The sequence below is a fragment of the Methanohalobium sp. genome, from assembly GCF_046546175.1.
Lineage (GTDB): Archaea > Halobacteriota > Methanosarcinia > Methanosarcinales > Methanosarcinaceae > Methanohalobium.
Map to the genome: position 1 here is coordinate 1 of NZ_JBKGYF010000027.1, position 18980 is coordinate 18980.

Here is an 18980-nt window from a genome sequence, read left to right on the forward strand (position 1 = left end):
GTGTAATGGCACGAACTGATACCTACAAACCAGTTGTAATACCAGAGAGTAACCTATCACTAGGTCAATGGTGCGATATTGAAATCACTGATACAACCTCTGGATATTTCCTGGGAAAAGTGATAGATTAAAAATTATTTTCAACTTTTAAACCTTCAGTATTTTGATTTCTCAGTGTTTCGATTTCAAGAGATTCTTCTGTAAACATCACAACATCTCCTGCTATACATAACAAACCACCAACGAATTCGGTCCACTCTGGTGTAGAACCAAGGAATAAGAACAGGAATATAATTGACATCAAACCGTACAGATTTGCAACACCCTATTCACGTCCAACTCCATGATGCAGTCTTGAAATAGTAAAAATGAGCGAAATTTTAAGTTTAGGTTAAAGGGAGCGTAAATACTGTAATAAAGCGTTGAAAATTTTAACGGCTTTATAATATTTAACGCTAGAAAAATAACAGCATCATTTATTATATATATCTATAGTACATAGTAAGGGATTAGAAAGCAGACGTAGAGAATGTGGGAAAAACTCTACACCTGTTTAACGTAGTGGACGAGCGTACTTAATGGTTGAGTGGAGTTCAACCAAGGGGAAACGTGTGGTTTAAAGTAGTCAAAGACTCTCACTTGCCCAATCTGTGTCGATGGGGGTTATCACAGGTTGGGTAGGTAATCATCATCCATACATTCATTGATATTGCGGGTTCACACTCAACTAACTAAATACACCATATTCTATATACGTTTTCTGATTTTGTCGGCATTTATAATCAGTGGGGTTTAAATCATAATATTTTTTGATTATCTTACCTTGATGAAGAAAGGCTTGAAATTCATCACTTTATATTGATATTTTACTTTTGTTAAAAAATAATCCATAAAGTTTAATATATTAATTGACTAATTAGGAAAAGGGAGTGTAACCTGTGAGTGGTGAATCTTATATCAATACAATAAAAAAGGGTCATAAATTCAGGGATTGGCTGGTTGGAGTACTTGATGACAGTATAAGGGATAATAACTGCAGGATTAATGTTTATAAAATCAATTCGGCATCCCACACAGTCTGTAGATATGAATTTGTAGATGAAGGATTCAGTGTAATGGCAAAATTTCTTGCCGAACCAAAAGGGGAGACAAAAGAATATGATCCCTGTGATGTAATGATAGATGAGTATAACAACCTAAAAAAAGTTGACAAAATCATCAACACATCAAAACCAATTGCAGTAAACAGGAAATTTAACTGCGCTCTTGTGACTGAATATATTTCCGGAACATCCCTTATGTGGTACATGGACCATGAAAACCATCTCAATAACCGGTTATCAGATGTTGCGGCTCTTCTCAGGAAACTTCATGATAATACAAAAACCGATTTTTACGATAAAGAAAATGAATTTAATGATTTCCACTGGAATCTGGATTTTCTCAACCTTGATCATTACACAAGGAACAAATTCAATAAGTTGTTGGGGATATGGTGGCACAGTACACTGGTTGATGAAAAACATAGTTATTTTATACACCGGGATGTAACCCCTCTAAATTATATATTCCAGGATAACAAAGTTTATGCTATAGATTTTGAAAGTTCGGGTTACAGGAACCGTATCCATGACCTTGGAGTACTGTGTGCCGAACTTAAAAACCACTTTGCATTGAAAGGTTCTGATTACAGGGCTGAACCGTATATCAGACATTTCCTATGGAACTACAGCAGAGATGAAAATGAATTCCGTGATATCACAGCTACACTTCCTTTCTATATGGCTTATGGATGGTTGAGGATTGCCAGACTGAAATGGCATCCGGGTTACTATGATTATCTGTTGAAGGAGGCAAAGGCTTGTTTAAACGCGGTAAAGTAAAAGGGGTGATTTTTGACTGTTACATGACACTTATAGATGTTGTTAATGATGAGGAATCATTGGAAACCTATGATATAATAAGAAGATGGCTTCGCTATTACGGAGTAGATATCTCACCTGAAAAACTGAAGAATGAATATAAAGCCAAGATTAAAGAAGCATTTGATAGTAGTGAACTGGAATATCCTGAGATAAAAGTTGAAAATATTTTTTCTGACATCTGTTTTGAAAATGCAATATGGGACTTAGATGAAAAAATACTGGGAATAGAAACCGCCCGTATGTTCCGGGCTGCATCAGTAAAAAAGCTTGAGGTTTATCAGGAGTCACTGGAACTACTTGAGGTTTTTGCAGATTATCCAAAATGTCTAGTATCAAACTCTCAACGGGTTTTTTCAGAAATGGAAGTGAAATATCTGGGATTGCACAAATATTTTGATTATGTGATATTCTCATCAGATTATGGATACAAAAAACCGGACCATCATCTGTTCGAAATTGCTCAGAAACGTTTGGGTTTGAATGCAGAAGAAATATTGTATATAGGGATATAGTTGAAGAAGATGTTGAACCTCCAAAAAAACTCGGGATGAGAGCTATACATATTGCAGAAGCTTGGAAATTAACTTCTACGTTTAAACCCCTATTTTAATTTGATTTTACTTTATTTACTATTAAAATCATCATCGATAATTATCTTCTCAGGTTCGATGATTTCTTTTGGAATCCATACACCTTGATAATATGCATCCAGCATCAAATATTCATCCTCGATTTCATTAAGAACGATAGATACTTCTTTGAGTTCTATACCTCTGTTTTCCAGATAGTCAGATGGTATCTTGAACTGGAACTCATACTCAGGTGTTCTTTCTATCACTACTCGTTTGTAATCAGCATATTCTTGCAATTTCACACTCCCAAACGATGCATACATTCTGGTATATATAAATCTGTTTCTGTATATACAGTAATCTATTAATATATTAACTTTTTTAATTTAATATTTGGACCTATGGGGTGATGGATATTGTAATCGCTTAGATGCCACATAGTATTTTTCATGACACGGCAGATTTAAAATTTTCAATCCATTGGTGCGGACAAACGTTCGGGATTTATCCGGATGATCTGGTCATCCATTTCTGCAGGTACTCCCCGACCGTCACGATTACTGGTGAATATGTACAGGAAATTATCAGGACCAACGGCCACTCCTCTCAATCTCCCGAAATTTCTCTCTATATGACGTTTCAGTTCTATACTGTTGTCCTCTTCTATTTCAGCCTCATACAGACTCTGACTTCTCAACCCTGAATAATATATAGAACCATTCAAATAAGCAGCACCTGAAGGGGCCCATGTTTGGTTTCCGCTGTGGATTACAGGTGTTTCAAGTCCGGTAGCGGTATCATCGCCCCGAATTTCAGGCCAGCCGTAGTTGTTACCCGGTTTTATTAGATTTAGTTCATCGGTTGCTGAGGAACCGTGTTCTGTAGACCACAATCTGTTCTGATCGTCCCATGCAAGACCCTGTGGATTTCGGTGGCCTAGGGAATATACCGGGGAATCCGGGAACGGGTTGTTCTCGGGGATAGTTCCATCGTCTTCCAATCGAAGTATCTTCCCAGCCAGTGACCCTTGCTTTTGTGCAAGATTGCTGTTTGCTGAATCACCTGTTGTTATGTAGAGGTATTCATCAGGACCGAATTTTATTCTTCCACCGTTATGTATGAAACCACTAGGGATGTTATCTATTATGGTTGTTCTGTTTACAAGGCCATAGTTATTTTTTTCAAATCTCACTACCTTGTTTACCAGACCACCACCATTCTGATATGTATAATATACGTAAACCCAGTGATTGCTACTATAATCGGGGTGAAGCGTTATACCCAGCAGTCCACCTTCACCTCTATGAACAACTTCATCGATTGCCAGCAGAGGTTCCTGCAGAAGCCCCTTATCTACATCAACAATCCGTATTTTTCTGGGTCTTTCTGTAAATATAATACTGCCATCAGGCAAAAAATCAAGTGACTAGGGTATTACAAGATTGGTAGCTACAGAGGTTGCAAGTGGTGCATTGTTTTTCCCAGTCTCGACTTCTGACAGGTTGTATAATGTTAATGAATTGTCTTGACGTTCTGAGTTAAAATTGCTCCATACAAAAGCTGCAAATACGCTAATTATGACAACCACTGCAATTATAAACATGGATTTTTTCTTTGATACTATTAACACTCCCTTATAAATCCAAAAGAGTCCAATGTTATAAGTCTAACCAGTGGATTCATTTTTCTTCGCTTTCCTGTGACCTTGAAATGATTTTCTTGTTGTATGTATTAATAATGTCACTTCGGGTAATCAATCCCAGAAGTTCAGTTTCATCATCTCTTGATACAACAGGCAAACGTCCTATATCCAGTTTTGCAAGACGATTGAGTACGGTATCCAGGGTTTCGTCAGGATAGGCTACAGCTACGTTTTTGTGCATTATTTCAGATATTCTCTGATTAACTTCACCGTACTTGACCTTTTCACGCAAATCCTGCAGTGTTACAATACCGCGCAGTTTACGGTTCAAATCAAGTACTGGGAATCCTCCATGTTTGCTTGATTGCATCATATGTATGAGGGTTCCTACAGTGTTATCTTCCAGTACAGATTGCACTTCTTTTACCATTGCATCTTCTACAAGCATGGATTTCATAACATCAACCTGTTGACCACCTCTTATTTTCAGGCCTCGGCGTCTTAAACCTTCAGTATATAACGATTCAAGATGAAGTGAACTTGGAATTGCATTACTGATGACACATGCAAACATAAGTGGAAGTATGAGATGGTAATCTCTTGTGAGTTCGAAGAGGATAAGCATACCTGTCAGTGGAGCGTGTAAGGTACCCGCAAAGACTGCTCCCATTCCTACCAGTGCGTATGCACCTGCCTCTGCTGTCATATCGGGAAACATTCCATTGACGAGATTTCCATATACACCGCCGAGCATAGCACCAGTGAAAAGAGCAGGTACAATTGAACCACCAGAGCCACCAGAACCAAGTGTCAAAGAAAAAGCAACAATTTTGAGTATCAGTAGAATTAACATGAGTTTAATTGTGAATTCATTGGCCAGAACCCCTTTTATAACTTCATATCCCACACCAAAAATCTGCGGGTAAAATAATCCTATAAATCCAACACCCAGACCACCCAGTGCAGGTTTGGATATAGGATGTATGGGAAGTTTATGGAACGTATCATAGAAAAGATACATAGACCTGATTAGCAGTATGGATACAACACCTGCTAGCAGACCCAGTATAAGGTACAAAAACAGTTCTTTAACAGGGCTTACCAATTTAAAATATGAAACTTCTATCGGCATAACTCCAAATATCATGTTGGAGACAAGGTTTGAAAAAACAGCAGCAACAACAATAGGAATGAATGTATTCGTTTTCAGCTCTCCGAATATAACTTCTACAACAAAAACAACACCTGCAAGGGGTGCATTGAAAGCGGCAGCAATCCCACCGGATGCACCACATCCAATAAGTATTTTGGACCTCTCACGGTTTGTTTTTAATATATGTGCAATGTAAGAACCAATACCTGAACCGGCCAGTACACCGGGTGCTTCTTTACCCACTGAACCACCCGAACTTATAGATATTAGAGATGTCAATACTTCTAAAAATGCGTATTTATGTCGGATTTTACCGTCATGAAGGGCTGCTGATTCAATAACCTCTTCAACATCACAGCGCCTTGAATTTATAAACATATAACTGACAAGTCCAACCAGTAATCCACCAATTGCAGGAACTAGGATTATAAAATAAGGGGGATATTGGGAAACAGTACCAAAAAAGAAATCAGTAAAGTTTTCTATCAAATGGTCGTACAAAACGATGGCTGACCCTGTAATGATGCCTACTATTATTGCAAGGGTGTTCGAAACGACAGACTCATTCTGAAACCATTGATAAATATAATTTTTCATTATACTGGTAAGAGAATTATCCTGCAAGTGGGGTCATCTCTTAGGGTTAATAGTAATCAATGCTAAAATACATGGTACAGTTATCTGATTTCAGGGGTTATTTCATCAAATCAAGAATGTCACAGATTTTTTCAATTGTATCGTTTGCGGTTTTCATACCAGTTTCATCCGAATCGATAGGTTTTTGCAGTGTACCTCCAAAATGGTTGTTGTCTCCTGTTACGATCATACCGTGTATATGCATCCAGTCGTGAATAGTTTGCAAGGTTTTTTCCTGGCCGCCGTTATTTGAACCGCCTATTGCTAGGGCTCCACCGGATTTATTTTTCAACTGGAATCCCTGTCTTCTGAGCAAAACGCTTCTGTCAAAAAGAGATTTAATCTGTGCGGTTACAGATCCAAAATATACTGGTGAAGATACTATAATACCGTCAGCATCTTTTAATTTTTGATACACTTGGTCCATGTCGTCATCTATTGGACATGGTTCTCCATTTTTACAGACACCACAGGCCTTACAGGGTTCTACTTTTAACGAGGATATAAAAATTTTATCGATTTCAAAACGCCGGTTTTTTGCAGTTTCCAGACATAGGTTAATAATCTTTTCATTGTTACCGTTTTTGTTCGGACTTCCTGAAATACCTAATATTTTCATGGGACCATCACCATAAACATTGAATTTCTGTTATGATTCCAATTAAGTAATGTTCTTATCCCTTAAACTTATCTATAATCAAATGTTAAACTAATTCATAGGTGATTAAGTAAAAATATGCTGGAAAAGATGTTTAATGCAAGTTCAGTGGCAGTTATAGGAGCATCACGTAAAGAGGGAAAAGTAGGGAATTCAGTACTTAGAAATCTTGTTAATGATTTTGATGGTAACATCGTACCTGTAAACCCAAATTATGAGGAAATAATGGGTTTAAAATGCTATCCTAATATTCTGGATGTACCTGATAATATCGATCTTGCTGTTATAGTGATACCTGCTAAATTTGTTCCGGAAACGATTGATGAATGCGGGCGTGCAGGTGTAAAAAATGTAGTTGTGATTTCAGCGGGTTTTAAGGAGTCAGGTGTCGAAGGAGCCAAACTGGAACGAAAATCTGTTGAAACAGCCCATTACTACTGTATACGGATGCTTGGTCCAAATTGTCTTGGTTTGATAGACACCTCTTCTAATCTCAATGCATCATTTGCTACTTTTATGGCACATAAAGGTAATATAGGCTTGATGTCACAATCAGGGGCAGTATGTACATCAACCCTTGACTGGGCTGATAAAAACAAAGTGGGTTTTTCCAAGTTTATAAGTCTTGGAAACAAAGCAGACCTTTCAGAAAATGATTTTCTTCAGGTATTTTCTGATGATGAATCAACAGCAGTAATCGCAGCTTATCTTGAAGGCGTAAAAAATGGTCCAGAATTTATCGATATAGCTCGTAAGGTAACTAAAGTCAAACCTGTGGTCATGGTCAAATCTGGGAGGACATCCGCAGGTTCAAGGGCAGTTTCATCCCATACAGGTACACTTGCAGGTTCTGATGAAGCTTATAACGCTGCTTTTCGACAGAGCGGAATAATTCGTGCAGATTCGCTGCAGGAAATGCTGGATTACATTCGTGCATTTTCGTCTCAGCCTATACCTGAAGGCAAAAATATGGCAATACTGACAAACGCAGGTGGATTCGGGATATTGACAGCAGATGCATGTTATAATGAAGGATTGTCCATGGCATCGTTTGATGAATCTACCATCCAGGTACTTCGTGAAAGTCTTCCGCCAAATTGTAACATTTACAATCCGGTGGATTTACTCGGGGATGCCAGTTCCAAACACTATAAAATTGCACTTGATGCATTGCTTAATGACCCGCATGTGGATGGTGTCATTGTTCTCACCTCTCCACAGGCCATGACAGAGGTTGATAAAGTAGCTGAAATAATAGTTGATAAAGTCAAAACATCCGATAAACCAATCCTTTGTAGTTTTGTGGGGGGTACACAGGTTTTTGAAGGTGAGAAAATATTAAATGACCACAGCATTCCAAATTACCCATTTCCTGAAAGAGCGGTTGCCAGCATGAGGACACTGAGTACCTATGATTCAATCAGGAAACAGAGCTATAGTAATCTACCGGAAATTACCGCTGATAAAGAAACAGTGGAATCCATTATCGATGATGCCACACAGTCAAAAAGACTTACACTTGGACTGGAGTCGCTTGATATATTGCGAGCCTACGGGATACCAACTGTTAAAACAAAAATCGTAAAAAATCTGAAGGAAGCAATTAAAGCCTGTAAACAGATGGGTTATCCAGTGGCCATGAAGATTGTATCTCCTGACATATCCCATAAAACCGATGTAGGTGGGGTAAGGTTAAACCTCAAAAATGCAGATGATGTGGAACGAGCCTATCATACGATGATGGCAGATGTCTATCGGTATATGCCTGATGCTGATATAACAGGTGTGCAAATACAGGAAATGGTCTCAGGTGGTAAGGAAGTTATCATAGGAATGAACCGTGATGTACAGTTTGGACCGCTTATTATGTTCGGTATGGGTGGTATTTATGTAGAATTATTAAAAGATGTTTCTTTTAATGTGGCACCCATAAATAAAGACGAAGCAAAGCATATGGTATCTACCATTAAAACATATCCTGTACTTGCAGGTATAAGAGGGGAAAAACCCTATGATATCAATTCTGTGGTGGACACACTTATAAAAGTCTCACAACTTGTAGTGGATTTTCCGCAAATACTTGAGCTGGATATAAACCCTCTTGTAGTTTTACCCGACAGTCAGGGATGTGTAGCAATGGACCTTAGATTAACTTTAAGAGAAGAATGATGAGTATGCAATCCATTACATTAAATTATCAATATACCAGATATTCAAGGGAGGAAGACATTGGTATCTATATTAATTAGTTCGTCTGAGGAATACTCAGGAAAGAGTGCACTGTGCAATGGTCTTGGAAGAATCCTGAAAGACAAGGGTTATTCGATCGGTTATATGAAGCCTATAGGGAATCTATTGATTGATAAAAATGGTATCCTGACAGACGAAGATGCAGAGGAAACACGTAAGGTACTTGACCTTGATGATTCACTGAGTGATATCACCCCTATACTTCAAACAGAAAATCTAATCCATGATGCACTTATAGGTGTTGAGAAACATTTTGATAAAACATTGAAAGATGTATATTCAAAAATATCTAGAAATAAAGATATTGTATTTATCGAAGGTAGCGGTGGCATCGGTAGTGGAGCCATGTATAATCTTTCCGATCCAGAGATAGCTTCAATTATTGGTTCTAAAATCCTTCTGGTTACCAGATATGATTCAATCTATGCCATCGACAGAATACTCTGTGATTTAAAGCTGATACCGGATTCTGACATGATAGCCGGTATTATCCTGAATGAAGTACCTGAAAGTAGTCTTGAAAAGGTGTCAGAACTTGTAGTGCCATATCTTGAAAGAAAGGGCATCAAAGTGTTCGGTGTAATCCCACAAGATGTAACTCTTAGATCAGTACCGATTTCAGATATCGTGGATGATTTGAATGCAGAAGTCCTCACAGGAGCTGACAATCTTAACTCTCTGGTTGAGAAATATCTGGTCGGTGCTATGGAAGTTAATTCAGCTATTAAATATTTCAGAAGGGTACCAAATTGTGCGATTGTTACAGGCGGAGACAGGTCAGACATACAACTGGCAGCAATCGAAGCAAAAGCAAAATGTCTGGTACTAACAGGTAACCTTCGTCCAAGTGAAGCAGTACTTGGAAGTGCAGAAGAGGCAAACATACCTGTAATTCTTGTACGCGGGGATACCATGAGCACCATCAAACGTATGGAGCGTTTGATAGGTCGTGCACGAATAAAACAGGAGCTTAAAATAAAAAGGATGATGGAATTGATAAATAGGAATCTGGAAGTTGATGAGCTTATCAGGTCCATCGGTCTTTAACCAAAAAATACAGATAAATATAACTGTAGTATTTACCTAACCTGTGACAAATAAGAACAAACATATTGATACAAATTTAAATACAATTTAACCCAGGTGAGGGATATATTGGCAAATAAGGATTTTCTTACAATCGATGATTTTGACACAGATAATAAAACAGTTCTTGTAAGGGTAGACCTAAATTCTCCAATGGACCCAGAAGGAAATATACTTGATGATATGAGGATTAAAAGCCATGTAACAACAATAAAAGAATTAAAAAATGCCAGGGTGGTATTGCTTGCTCATCAGAGCAGACCGGGCAAAAATGATTTTACTACCATGAACCCACATGCATTACTGATGTCCAAGTATCTGGGCAAAGAAATCAAGTATGTGGATGATATCTTCGGAACCTATGCAAGGCAGAAAATATCATCTATGGAAAAGGGTGATGTGATACTTCTTGAAAATGTAAGGTTCTATTCTGAAGAAAGTCTGGAACGCCCGGTGTCCGAACATGAAACAACTCATCTTGTGAGAAAACTGGCACCTCTTTTTGATATATTTTTAAATGATGCTTTTTCTGTGTCCCACAGGTCACATCTGTCAATTATGGGATTTACCAATATCCTTCCAACCGGGGCAGGCAGAATCATGGAAAAAGAAGTCACTTCTCTTGATCTGGGTAAGAAAGGAGGAGGAAGGCCATCGATTTTTGTACTCGGGGGAGCAAAAGTAGATGATTCTATGAAAGTTATAGAACATGTACTGTCAAATAATGATGTAGACAGGGTACTGGTCACAGGGGTAGTAGGTAATGTCATGCTTGCAGCATCTGGTGTAGATATAGGTAAAGAAAACATGAAGTTTATCGAAAAACAGGGATATATCGACCAGATTGAAAGAGCAAAAAAACTGCTTGTCAAATACAACGATAAAATAGGGCTCCCTCAGGATCTGGCATTAAACGACAACAACAAACGAATAGAGGTAGGTGTGGATGAGCTAGCATCCAGTAACCATCCAATCAATGATATCGGACTTGAGACCATTGTTGCCTATTCAAAAGAAATAGAGGATGCTAAAACGGTTGTTCTTAATGGTCCAGCAGGAGTATCTGAAAACGAGGAATTTGCACTTGGTACAAGGGAAATCATTAAAGCAGCTGCAAAAGCAATTTATGCCATTGTTGGTGGTGGACATATTTCAGCAGAAGTTCTTAATATGGGTGTTGAGAACAGCTTTTATCATTTAAGTACTGCAGGAGGTGCATGTATCGATTATCTTGCCGGTGAAAAATTGCCAGGTGTGGAAATATTGAAAGATGTGGCAGCAAAAAGTAAATCCAGATAAACAAATATATAATCAAGGTGGATAATATGGTAACAGAAGATGATGGTAAAGAAGCGGTAAAACTTGCAAGAGATGCAATTGAGACCTATCTTGAAACAGGGGATTTTGTAGACCCATCAAGGTTTGAGTTATCATCGATTTTTAAAGAGTACCGGGGGGTATTTGTAACACTTAATAAGGAAGGAAATCTCCGTGGATGCATAGGTCATCCATACCCGGATTCACAGCTTGATAATGCGATTGTTGATTCAGCCATTTCTGCAGCAACACGTGACCCAAGGTTTCCACCTGTAGAACTTCCTGAAATGGATATTATTACAATTGAGGTTACAGTGCTGACACAGCCAGAGTTCATCGAAGTTCCACCGGAGGAATTACCCGAAAATGTGGAAGTAGGAAAACATGGTCTGATTGTCAAAAAAGGTTATTATCAGGGTCTATTATTGCCGCAGGTAGCTACAGAACAGGGATTTGATTCATCAGAATTTTTGTCACACACCTGTCTGAAAGCCGGTCTCTCTCCTGATGAGTGGAGAAAAGATGCTCAGGTATATTGTTTTGAAGGACAGATTTTTAAAGAAAATACACCGCGTGGTGAAATTTTAGAAGAGGATTTTGAAAAAGCGTGTCGATGATTAAAAATTAATAAAGGAAAGGTAGTTTTAATCTTCACCTTCTCCTATTTCTTCAATTTCCTGCAGTATTTCATCTGCATTGTTTTTCTTACCCATTTCTTCTCCTTCCTGGGTTCTTGCTGCTATCAGACAGCCTCTTGCAACAGAATATAATGGGTCATTTGCAATATTTATATTTGATATATCAATCTGCAGGTTTGCTTCTTTTAACTTCTTCTCAAACATTTTAATGAATCCAGGTGGGTTTGAACTACCACCGGCAACTGCAACCGGGAATTTAACGTTTGGGGGTGTGATTTCAGCAAGTTTCCTGTTAAGATTCTGGATTACATAGGTCATAAGAGCATCATAGTATATAGTAAGTGCACCTTCAGGACCTCCGATTTCAACTTCAGAACCAAGCCTGAACCCTTTTTCTTTTGTTACACATGCATGGTCTTTTGGTAGTCCTGTTGCATTTGCGACCTGTTCATCGATCCAGTCTCCACCTCTTCCGATACTGAATGAGAGTACCGGTGTAGCCATATATGCAAGAGTAACGTTTGTAAGACCTGCACCTATACTGATACCAAGTCCTGTAAAGTTTGAATCCGCAAGTTCTGAATAAACAACAGCCAGACCTTCGTCTATAACCTTTGTGTCATAGGACATCTTTTTGGTAAGGGCCTCTGTCATTTTCTTGTGATACAGAGTATTCATATCAAGGTCTATCGGGTCTGCGGGTGAAGAAATGCATAACGCTTCATTCTGATAACCCGGATCTCCCAGTACACGGTCAACAATCAGTTTTATCATTGGTATGGCGTCCTTTTCTTTAGGACTAATAATACCAAATCTCATAGGTCGTCTGGTTTCTTTACCAAATATAGTTGCAAAGTTGAAAGCGTCTTCACCAAGGACAGATATTTTATCATCCTTTTCAATATATAGCACCTTTGCACTATCCAGCATCATATTGGTAAGGTCACTCGAATCCAGTTCCAGAAAAGCATTTCTTTCCTGGGTAAAAACCACATCTTCTCCCTCATTTTCTGCGCATATAATATTCATTGTTCCAATGTCAAGACCTTTTGCCATTTTATACCACCTTTTTAAATAAGCTGCCAATATCCTAATAATTGTGTTTTGATGGTTGTCAAAACCGTATAATTCTCTTTAATCGTTTTTTATGAATGTATTTTGATAAATTATAAATATATTTTAATAAAGCCCGGTGTTTAAAAATACCTTTCTAACCGTTCCTTTATTTTTTCAATCACTCCCTTTTCCACAGTTTGGTTCTCCATAGCCTCTCTCAATTGGGTTGAGATTTTTTCAACTTCTGCTGAACCTGATTTGACCTTGTCTCCTGATGTCGTTCTTTTTAATTTGTCAGCTTCGTTTATATCATCTTTAACCCTTGTGGTTTTACCACTGGTTTCACGGAATGCTTTTCCAAGTCTGACGTTGCCAACATTTTGGTCTTTGAATTTTAATTCGCTGGAAGATTGTTGTATGCTACTCTGTACTGCTTCTTCTAAATCCCGCTGGATACTTTCATCATTGTGTATGGTGTAATTTTCCTGTGCACTCTTTACAGCGGTTTCGGATTTACTGGATATAATCCAGAGCACCACATTTGCAAATCCGTTTCCCAGTAATGCTAGGATTCCAACAACATACATGGCAAGAACATAACTTACAGTTGGATAATACCAGCCCTGAGGATAAATAGATGTGAATACAGTAAGAGCTAGAAAAGCCAGGAAGATACCCATACCCGTAACATGGTATCCATATCTGGTTTGCTTTATCATCAAATTGATGCCGGTCAAAACCAGTGAGGCGCCACCACCCATAAAGATTACAGAAAGGATGATTTTTCCGGGTTCTGAACCATAGTGAAGCTGGGACATTATAATGAATGCTACACCTACAATTAGAAGTACAATACCTGCTGCAAAGATTACTGATCCAGCATAATAGACAGATGTTCCTCTGCGAAGTAATCCCAGCGAACCTTCGATATTGTAGTTATCCATTGGTTAAATACTTACATTTCTCTTTTATATATGATTTGTCCTTTTTTTCTAAAAATTTATTACCATGTAGTTAATATTTTAATGATGCAGAAAAAATTATACACAGGTATATTTGTAAATATTCTTGGTTTCATTTTTTATGTATTATTGTTTTGATGTGGCACTGTCCAGTTAAGATTATCTACACTTAATTTGTAAATTTAAATCATTATGCTTAGAAAGATCAAACAACCATAAATAGATTAATATGCTCCATTAACTGACAGTACCGTTTGAAGTGGTAGAAACCTATTTATAGCATGGAAATCTCTCATAGATACATGGGAGACACAAGGTAACTGATGATGTGGTTATCTTTCCATAATTACTTTAGCTTAGTGGGGGGATTTGCGAATATGCAAATGTTAGATAAATGTCCTAGATGTAATTCTAAATTAGTACATGAAAGTGGTAATTATCAGTATTGCGGTATATGTAAATACTGGACAAAAAAAGGCACAGCTAGAATAGATTCAATAATGATTTTCGCATAAGGGGGTGATGTCGATATGCAAAAAGAACAAAATATATGTGACAGCTGTAATACACAGCTTAGAAGACAGATAATGGGTATGAATATTCTTTATTTCTGCAAGAATTGTGGACGTATGACTTCAGCAGAATATATCTGATATTCAAATCAATATCTACCTTTTTAAAATTATATAGTTATATTTTGTTGGCAAAAATTTCCAGCATATGTTCAACTTCTTTTCTTATAGCATCTGCAGGGATATCCATTAATTTTGCCAGATATATTGCTCCACCTGCGCCAACACCTTCTTTTACATCACCGGCTTCATATCTGCGAAGACCCGGATGGGACGAGTTCCCGTATCCAGGATCCACAAAATCCATTGGAACACCCAGCATCTGAGTAGTTAATTTCTCAAAATTTGCGGTTTTGTCATTTACAACGTATTTTGTAGTTACAATGGTAATGTTATCTGTATTATATCCAAGATGTTTTACCACAGCAAAAACGGCAGCCATCTGGGTACCTCCTGCAAGCACAATCTGGGATAGGTTATTGGATTTTTTAAACCCGGTAACAACACCGGCGACTGCTGGCATCATTGGGTCTCCTAGAGTTTCTATAGCACGAATCGGGTCGTTTCTAAGGCTACCAAACGTAACCTCTGAAGCATCCATCGCTTCCTTTACAACCTGTTTTTTTAATTCAACAGGATTTAATGAAGAGCTACTGCTAACATTACCATCGTATCCGAGAGCATTTAAAACAGCCATTGCAGTGGTGGTACCACCGGCTATACTTTCTCCTATCATGAGATAATCGGTTTTTTTCTGTATCTCTTTACCGATTTTGTATGCTCTTTCAAAGATATCTCTAGCATCAGATACTGCAACAGGTTGTCTTATATCCTCACCGGGATGAGTTTTCATATCAACAAATGGAACATCGGGAGCAAAATTCAGTCCTGAATTTATAAACATATGTGGTATATTGGCAAGTTTTAAAGCCGCACGTGTGGTCAGAGACGGTGTAGGTGTATCATAGGGAGGGGTCATAGGCATAATTGGGGCGGTTATAATATCCCCTGTTTCAACAATTTCTGCATCCCCTACAGGTGTATAATCAGTTAATTCTGCAGTTTTTCCAGCTCCTGATATCTTCTCTATATGTGATGTTTTTGTATTCGAGAGTACACAGAGAAACAATGGATTATTTGGTGTTGAGTTTTTCGATGTGTCAGAAGCTACCATTTTAATCTCCATCACATAGTTTTTTATAGTTATTAAACCCAGTTCAATATGCTCTTGAGACATATACTTTAGTATTTGTCTCACAACCACACATTGGGCACTGATTGCTGCCGTTTTTGTTCTGATTTACAGGTATACCAAGAATGCCAGCACCGATTCTTTCTTCCAGTTCGTCGTTGCATCTTTCTTGACCGCACCATGGTATTTTCAGGATTCCTTTAACAATCTTATTTTCTATTTCACCAAGGCTTTCACATTCAATGATGTTATTCTCGAGTTCAGTTTTTGCTTTTTCGTACAGATTGGATTTTATTGAATCAAATTTATCAGCAACTGCATTATTGATATCGTCCATACTAACCTGCTCTTTATCTCCAGTATCACGTCGTACCATCATTATCGCTTCATTTTTCAGATCCTTTGGACCGATTTCAATCCTTAAAGGTACACCTTTCATTTCCCATTTATAATATTTAGCACCCGGTCTGCGGTCACTGGTATCTATCTTGGTTTGTACTCCTGATGATTCCAGAGTTTTTTTCACATTTTTACAGGCTTCAAGGATCTTTTCTTTGTCTTTGTTTTTGAAAATCACTGGTATGATGATAACTTGGATAGGTGCTATTTCAGGCGGTAGTATAAGTCCCTTATCATCACCATGTATCGAAATCATTGCTGCAATACAGCGTTCTGATATACCGTAGCAGGACTGATAGGCATATACCTGTTCTCCGTGTGGGTCTTCATATTCTATGTCAAAGGTTTTTGCGAAATTATTGCCCAGATGATGAGCAGTTCCAACTTGGAGTGTTCTACCATCAGGCATCATGGCATCAACAGCAATGGTGTAATCAGCTCCCGGGAATTTATCCCATTCAGGGCGTCTAGATGGGAGTACCGGTAAGCAAAGACGCTCGTAGAATTCCTGGTATATTTTAATAGCCTCATCCACCTGTGCCGCTGCGTCATCCCATGTTTCGTGTACAGTATGCGCCTCTTTAAATGATGTAATCTCTCGCAGACGGATTAGAGGTCTGGTGTGTTTGGTTTCATATCTGAAGGTGTTTACAATCTGATAGTATTTAATAGGCAGGTCAGCATGCGAACGAACCCACAGTCTGTAGATGGGATAAATAGCAGTCTCACTGGTAGGACGTATCGCCAGATTAACTTCCAGAGGTGATGTCCCACCATGGGTGACCCAGTAGACCTCTTCTTCAAATCCTTTTATATGCTTTGCTTCCTTCATAAATTCGTTTTCAGGAATCAGAAGCGGAAAAAGTGTTTCTTCATGCTCTCTGTCCAGTAGCTCTCTGATAATGGAATAAACATTTTTTCTAATAGAAAATCCGAAAGGATTCCATACATACAGCCCTTTAACAGGATAACGTACATCCATTATTTCAGCTTTTACTAGGATATCATTATACCACTCACTGAAATTTTCTTTTGCAGGAAGTGCCAACTCTTTTTCTTCTTCCATGCTGTCACCAAAGTTTTTTTATTTAGAAATCTAAATTATCTTGTCAAATATACCTATTTATATCCTGTCTGTTTTTTACAAAAACCAGAAATATTTAATATGCGGTCAATATTCGCTGTCATTGATTTTTATATCTGATGAATTGACATCATAGATTACCATACCGGTTTTTAAATTCCCTACTTCTTCATCATTTAGTTTTCTGGATTTCGCTTTACTAGAAATTATTGTACTGTTTCCAAGAGGGTCATCAATTTCAATCATAAGCTTTTGATTACCTTCAATTGTATCATCAAGAGCTTTTTCGATTTCCAGGCAGTGGTTGTATTTATCTTCATCTTCCTTTGACCATTCAGCAGCGGTCTGTATAACGCTTTTGACCCGATTCAATAACCCTTCAGCATTTGTGATATAGGATTCAGAAGCAGGTCCAGGTTCCACAGCTATGCCAAATTCAGGAATTCGGATAGTACCTGACGTTGAGCGCACAACCTTGGCATACAGGTCTTCTGCGTTTTCAATTGTTAATTCATAATGTACAGGATCCCTCTGGCTTGTAATCATCGTGTCTGCAAATTTAAACCCACACCTGCATCTAGCAGACATATAAAGAATTTCATCGAAATAAGGTATGTGGTCTGACTGCCAGTGTATAGCCAATTTATCATTACAGAGCGGACAATAAGTTTCTGTATCAAAACTATCCTGTGACAAGTTTTCTTGGGTCAATATTTTCCACCAATAATTTTGTCTCTATCGATTTTAACGCCTGCAGGGGTTACAAGTACCTGGTCTTCCCTGAGCCCTGCTATATCACCATGTACATCGGTGACTACTTCCTTCAGGTCTTTTAATGCTCTGTCCAGAAGAAGTTTATCAGCTTTGATATTGGATATATCCAACATCAGGATGTTACCGTCATAGATTTCTTTCTTTAATTGGCTGAGTTCATCCAGGTTTGTGAGTTCTCCTACTCTGATATAGGTTTCTGCAGGTTCATCATCCATAACTTCTTCATATTTACTCAGATCGAGGTCTGTGAATTCATCTTCTCTTGTTGGTTGTTTCGTATTGTTTCCAAACAATTTATCCATAAATTTTGCCATAGTAACACCTTTTTTAAGTTCTGTTATTATATTGATGTCCAGCTTAATTTAATTTTTTATCGAATATTTTTATAAACTTTGGTATTTAAATTAATTATTAGATAGAGATGTTCCACAATTCATCTCCTACATAATGTATTGATTTTACCGCTTTTCCTGAGTTACCCACCATGTTGCTGCCGTCCACAAGGGCTCTACCTATAGCAAGGGGTTTACCATGGTTTTCCTCTTTTATGATAACCAGGTCTCCTTCTTTTATATTCGGGTCGGATTTGACAATACCGGGAGACATAATATCGGCGCCATTGGATACGAACTTGACAGCACCTGAATCCACAAAGACATTTTTGCTGTTCAAGTCAATTTCTAGAGCGCCACTAACAGTTGGAAATATATCATCATCTGTAAAAAATAGCAGGGGCCTGTCATCAACCATTATAATTGAATATTCATCGGTTTTTACGCACTCAAATTTACTGTCAGAAAGTTTTTTTATCTCATCTCCAAAGGTGGATACAAGATTGTTCAGTAGTTTATTTTTTGTACTTTTTCTAAGTTGGACTCTGGACCTAATTTTCAATAAACCACCTTAAATACATTTTGTATAGCGATAGCATAAAGTAACTATATACTTTTTAAATATTGCGCGCAATAAACGATTAATATACTAATACTTCTATTTACTTTAAACTTATTCACGAGAAATGTATCAGGAATCCAACAGTTTTAACTGTTGGAGGAATGCGTCCA

21 protein-coding genes are annotated in these 18980 nt (G+C 37.9%); 8 read left to right on the forward strand and 13 right to left on the reverse strand.

The window, feature by feature from the left end; translation table 11 throughout:
* The first annotated feature begins 5 nt into the window (after positions 1-5).
* On the forward strand, positions 6-131 hold the full coding sequence (locus ACLFMM_RS04685; RefSeq protein ID WP_410807572.1) for a TRAM domain-containing protein: 126 nt from the start codon (positions 6-8) through the stop codon (positions 129-131).
* Here ACLFMM_RS04685 and ACLFMM_RS04690 read toward each other — a convergent pair.
* Entirely contained in the window at positions 128-301 is a 174-nt protein-coding gene (locus ACLFMM_RS04690; RefSeq protein WP_410807554.1) for a hypothetical protein, read from the reverse strand. The genes ACLFMM_RS04685 and ACLFMM_RS04690 overlap by 4 nt on opposite strands.
* 637 nt (positions 302-938) lie before the next feature.
* On the opposite strand from ACLFMM_RS04690, the gene ACLFMM_RS04695 reads away from it, so the two are divergent.
* Together ACLFMM_RS04695 and ACLFMM_RS04700 are read left to right on the forward strand one after the other, a co-directional pair.
* Complete coding sequence (locus ACLFMM_RS04695) at positions 939-1883, forward strand: phosphotransferase (RefSeq protein WP_410807555.1); 945 nt, start codon at positions 939-941, stop codon at positions 1881-1883.
* Positions 1862-2437: an HAD family hydrolase gene (locus ACLFMM_RS04700; RefSeq protein ID WP_410807556.1), complete on the forward strand. Its 576-nt coding sequence runs from the start codon at positions 1862-1864 to the stop codon at positions 2435-2437. Before ACLFMM_RS04695 ends, ACLFMM_RS04700 begins: the two co-directional genes overlap by 22 nt.
* A gap of 110 nt (positions 2438-2547) precedes the next feature.
* Here ACLFMM_RS04700 and ACLFMM_RS04705 read toward each other — a convergent pair whose 3' ends face one another.
* From ACLFMM_RS04705 to ACLFMM_RS04725, 5 genes are all read right to left on the reverse strand, one after another.
* Complete coding sequence (locus ACLFMM_RS04705; protein ID WP_410807557.1) at positions 2548-2799, reverse strand: hypothetical protein; 252 nt, start codon at positions 2797-2799, stop codon at positions 2548-2550.
* 170 nt (positions 2800-2969) lie between these two features.
* Complete coding sequence (locus ACLFMM_RS04710; RefSeq protein ID WP_410807558.1) at positions 2970-3911, reverse strand: PQQ-dependent sugar dehydrogenase; 942 nt, start codon at positions 3909-3911, stop codon at positions 2970-2972.
* Between the two features lie 12 nt (positions 3912-3923).
* Positions 3924-4127: a hypothetical protein gene (locus ACLFMM_RS04715; protein WP_410807559.1), complete on the reverse strand. Its 204-nt coding sequence runs from the start codon at positions 4125-4127 to the stop codon at positions 3924-3926.
* 49 nt (positions 4128-4176) lie between these two features.
* On the reverse strand, positions 4177-5889 hold the full coding sequence (locus tag ACLFMM_RS04720) for a chloride channel protein (protein WP_410807573.1): 1713 nt from the start codon (positions 5887-5889) through the stop codon (positions 4177-4179).
* A gap of 97 nt (positions 5890-5986) precedes the next feature.
* Entirely contained in the window at positions 5987-6547 is a 561-nt protein-coding gene (locus ACLFMM_RS04725) for a flavodoxin family protein (RefSeq protein WP_410807560.1), read from the reverse strand.
* 117 nt (positions 6548-6664) lie between these two features.
* On the opposite strand from ACLFMM_RS04725, the gene acs reads away from it, so the two are divergent.
* From acs to ACLFMM_RS04745, 4 genes are all read left to right on the forward strand, one after another.
* Positions 6665-8755, forward strand: a complete 2091-nt coding sequence (gene acs / locus ACLFMM_RS04730) for an acetate--CoA ligase alpha subunit (protein ID WP_410807561.1) — start codon at positions 6665-6667, stop codon at positions 8753-8755.
* 60 nt (positions 8756-8815) lie between these two features.
* Positions 8816-9883, forward strand: a complete 1068-nt coding sequence (locus ACLFMM_RS04735; protein ID WP_410807562.1) for a phosphotransacetylase family protein — start codon at positions 8816-8818, stop codon at positions 9881-9883.
* 108 nt (positions 9884-9991) lie between these two features.
* Positions 9992-11221 (forward strand): phosphoglycerate kinase, encoded by a 1230-nt coding sequence (locus tag ACLFMM_RS04740; protein WP_410807563.1) that lies wholly within the window; start codon positions 9992-9994, stop codon positions 11219-11221.
* 26 nt (positions 11222-11247) lie between these two features.
* Positions 11248-11856, forward strand: coding sequence for a TIGR00296 family protein (locus ACLFMM_RS04745; protein ID WP_410807564.1), 609 nt, complete (start codon positions 11248-11250; stop codon positions 11854-11856).
* Between the two features lie 27 nt (positions 11857-11883).
* Here the strand turns inward: ACLFMM_RS04745 and ACLFMM_RS04750 are convergent, their stop codons facing one another.
* Together ACLFMM_RS04750 and ACLFMM_RS04755 are read right to left on the reverse strand one after the other, a co-directional pair.
* A complete protein-coding gene (locus tag ACLFMM_RS04750) occupies positions 11884-12933 on the reverse strand; it encodes a hypothetical protein (RefSeq protein ID WP_410807565.1) in 1050 nt (349 codons plus the stop codon).
* Positions 12934-13073: 140 nt separating this feature from the next.
* Positions 13074-13877: a hypothetical protein gene (locus tag ACLFMM_RS04755; protein ID WP_410807566.1), complete on the reverse strand. Its 804-nt coding sequence runs from the start codon at positions 13875-13877 to the stop codon at positions 13074-13076.
* Between the two features lie 548 nt (positions 13878-14425).
* On the opposite strand from ACLFMM_RS04755, the gene ACLFMM_RS04760 reads away from it, so the two are divergent.
* On the forward strand, positions 14426-14548 hold the full coding sequence (locus ACLFMM_RS04760; RefSeq protein ID WP_410807567.1) for a hypothetical protein: 123 nt from the start codon (positions 14426-14428) through the stop codon (positions 14546-14548).
* A gap of 37 nt (positions 14549-14585) precedes the next feature.
* Here the strand turns inward: ACLFMM_RS04760 and cobT are convergent, their stop codons facing one another.
* The 5 genes from cobT to ACLFMM_RS04785 form a co-directional block, all read right to left on the reverse strand.
* Positions 14586-15641, reverse strand: a complete 1056-nt coding sequence (gene cobT, locus ACLFMM_RS04765) for a nicotinate mononucleotide-dependent phosphoribosyltransferase CobT (RefSeq protein ID WP_410807574.1) — start codon at positions 15639-15641, stop codon at positions 14586-14588.
* A gap of 43 nt (positions 15642-15684) precedes the next feature.
* On the reverse strand, positions 15685-17124 hold the full coding sequence (proS, locus tag ACLFMM_RS04770) for a proline--tRNA ligase (RefSeq protein ID WP_410807568.1): 1440 nt from the start codon (positions 17122-17124) through the stop codon (positions 15685-15687).
* 105 nt (positions 17125-17229) lie between these two features.
* A complete protein-coding gene (locus ACLFMM_RS04775) occupies positions 17230-17853 on the reverse strand; it encodes a ZPR1 zinc finger domain-containing protein (protein ID WP_410807569.1) in 624 nt (207 codons plus the stop codon).
* Positions 17850-18230, reverse strand: a complete 381-nt coding sequence (gene sepF, locus ACLFMM_RS04780) for a cell division protein SepF (RefSeq protein WP_410807570.1) — start codon at positions 18228-18230, stop codon at positions 17850-17852. The genes ACLFMM_RS04775 and sepF overlap by 4 nt, the downstream gene beginning before the upstream one ends.
* A gap of 97 nt (positions 18231-18327) precedes the next feature.
* Positions 18328-18810: an RNA-binding protein gene (locus tag ACLFMM_RS04785; protein ID WP_410807571.1), complete on the reverse strand. Its 483-nt coding sequence runs from the start codon at positions 18808-18810 to the stop codon at positions 18328-18330.
* Positions 18811-18980 lie beyond the last annotated feature (170 nt).

Bases quoted from the DNA above. Each gene is read 5' to 3' on its own strand.
- ACLFMM_RS04690 (WP_410807554.1), bottom strand. From the start codon at position 301: ATGTCAATTATATTCCTGTTCTTATTCCTTGGTTCTACACCAGAGTGG.
- proS (WP_410807568.1), bottom strand. From the start codon at position 17,124: ATGGAAGAAGAAAAAGAGTTGGCACTTCCTGCAAAAGAAAATTTCAGT.
- ACLFMM_RS04685 (WP_410807572.1), top strand. From the start codon at position 6: ATGGCACGAACTGATACCTACAAACCAGTTGTAATACCAGAGAGTAAC.
- ACLFMM_RS04720 (WP_410807573.1), bottom strand. From the start codon at position 5,889: ATGAAAAATTATATTTATCAATGGTTTCAGAATGAGTCTGTCGTTTCG.
- ACLFMM_RS04725 (WP_410807560.1), bottom strand. From the start codon at position 6,547: ATGAAAATATTAGGTATTTCAGGAAGTCCGAACAAAAACGGTAACAAT.
- ACLFMM_RS04760 (WP_410807567.1), top strand. From the start codon at position 14,426: ATGCAAAAAGAACAAAATATATGTGACAGCTGTAATACACAGCTTAGA.
- ACLFMM_RS04750 (WP_410807565.1), bottom strand. From the start codon at position 12,933: ATGGCAAAAGGTCTTGACATTGGAACAATGAATATTATATGCGCAGAA.
- sepF (WP_410807570.1), bottom strand. From the start codon at position 18,230: ATGGCAAAATTTATGGATAAATTGTTTGGAAACAATACGAAACAACCA.
- acs (WP_410807561.1), top strand. From the start codon at position 6,665: ATGCTGGAAAAGATGTTTAATGCAAGTTCAGTGGCAGTTATAGGAGCA.
- ACLFMM_RS04745 (WP_410807564.1), top strand. From the start codon at position 11,248: ATGGTAACAGAAGATGATGGTAAAGAAGCGGTAAAACTTGCAAGAGAT.
- cobT (WP_410807574.1), bottom strand. From the start codon at position 15,641: ATGGTAGCTTCTGACACATCGAAAAACTCAACACCAAATAATCCATTG.
- ACLFMM_RS04755 (WP_410807566.1), bottom strand. From the start codon at position 13,877: ATGGATAACTACAATATCGAAGGTTCGCTGGGATTACTTCGCAGAGGA.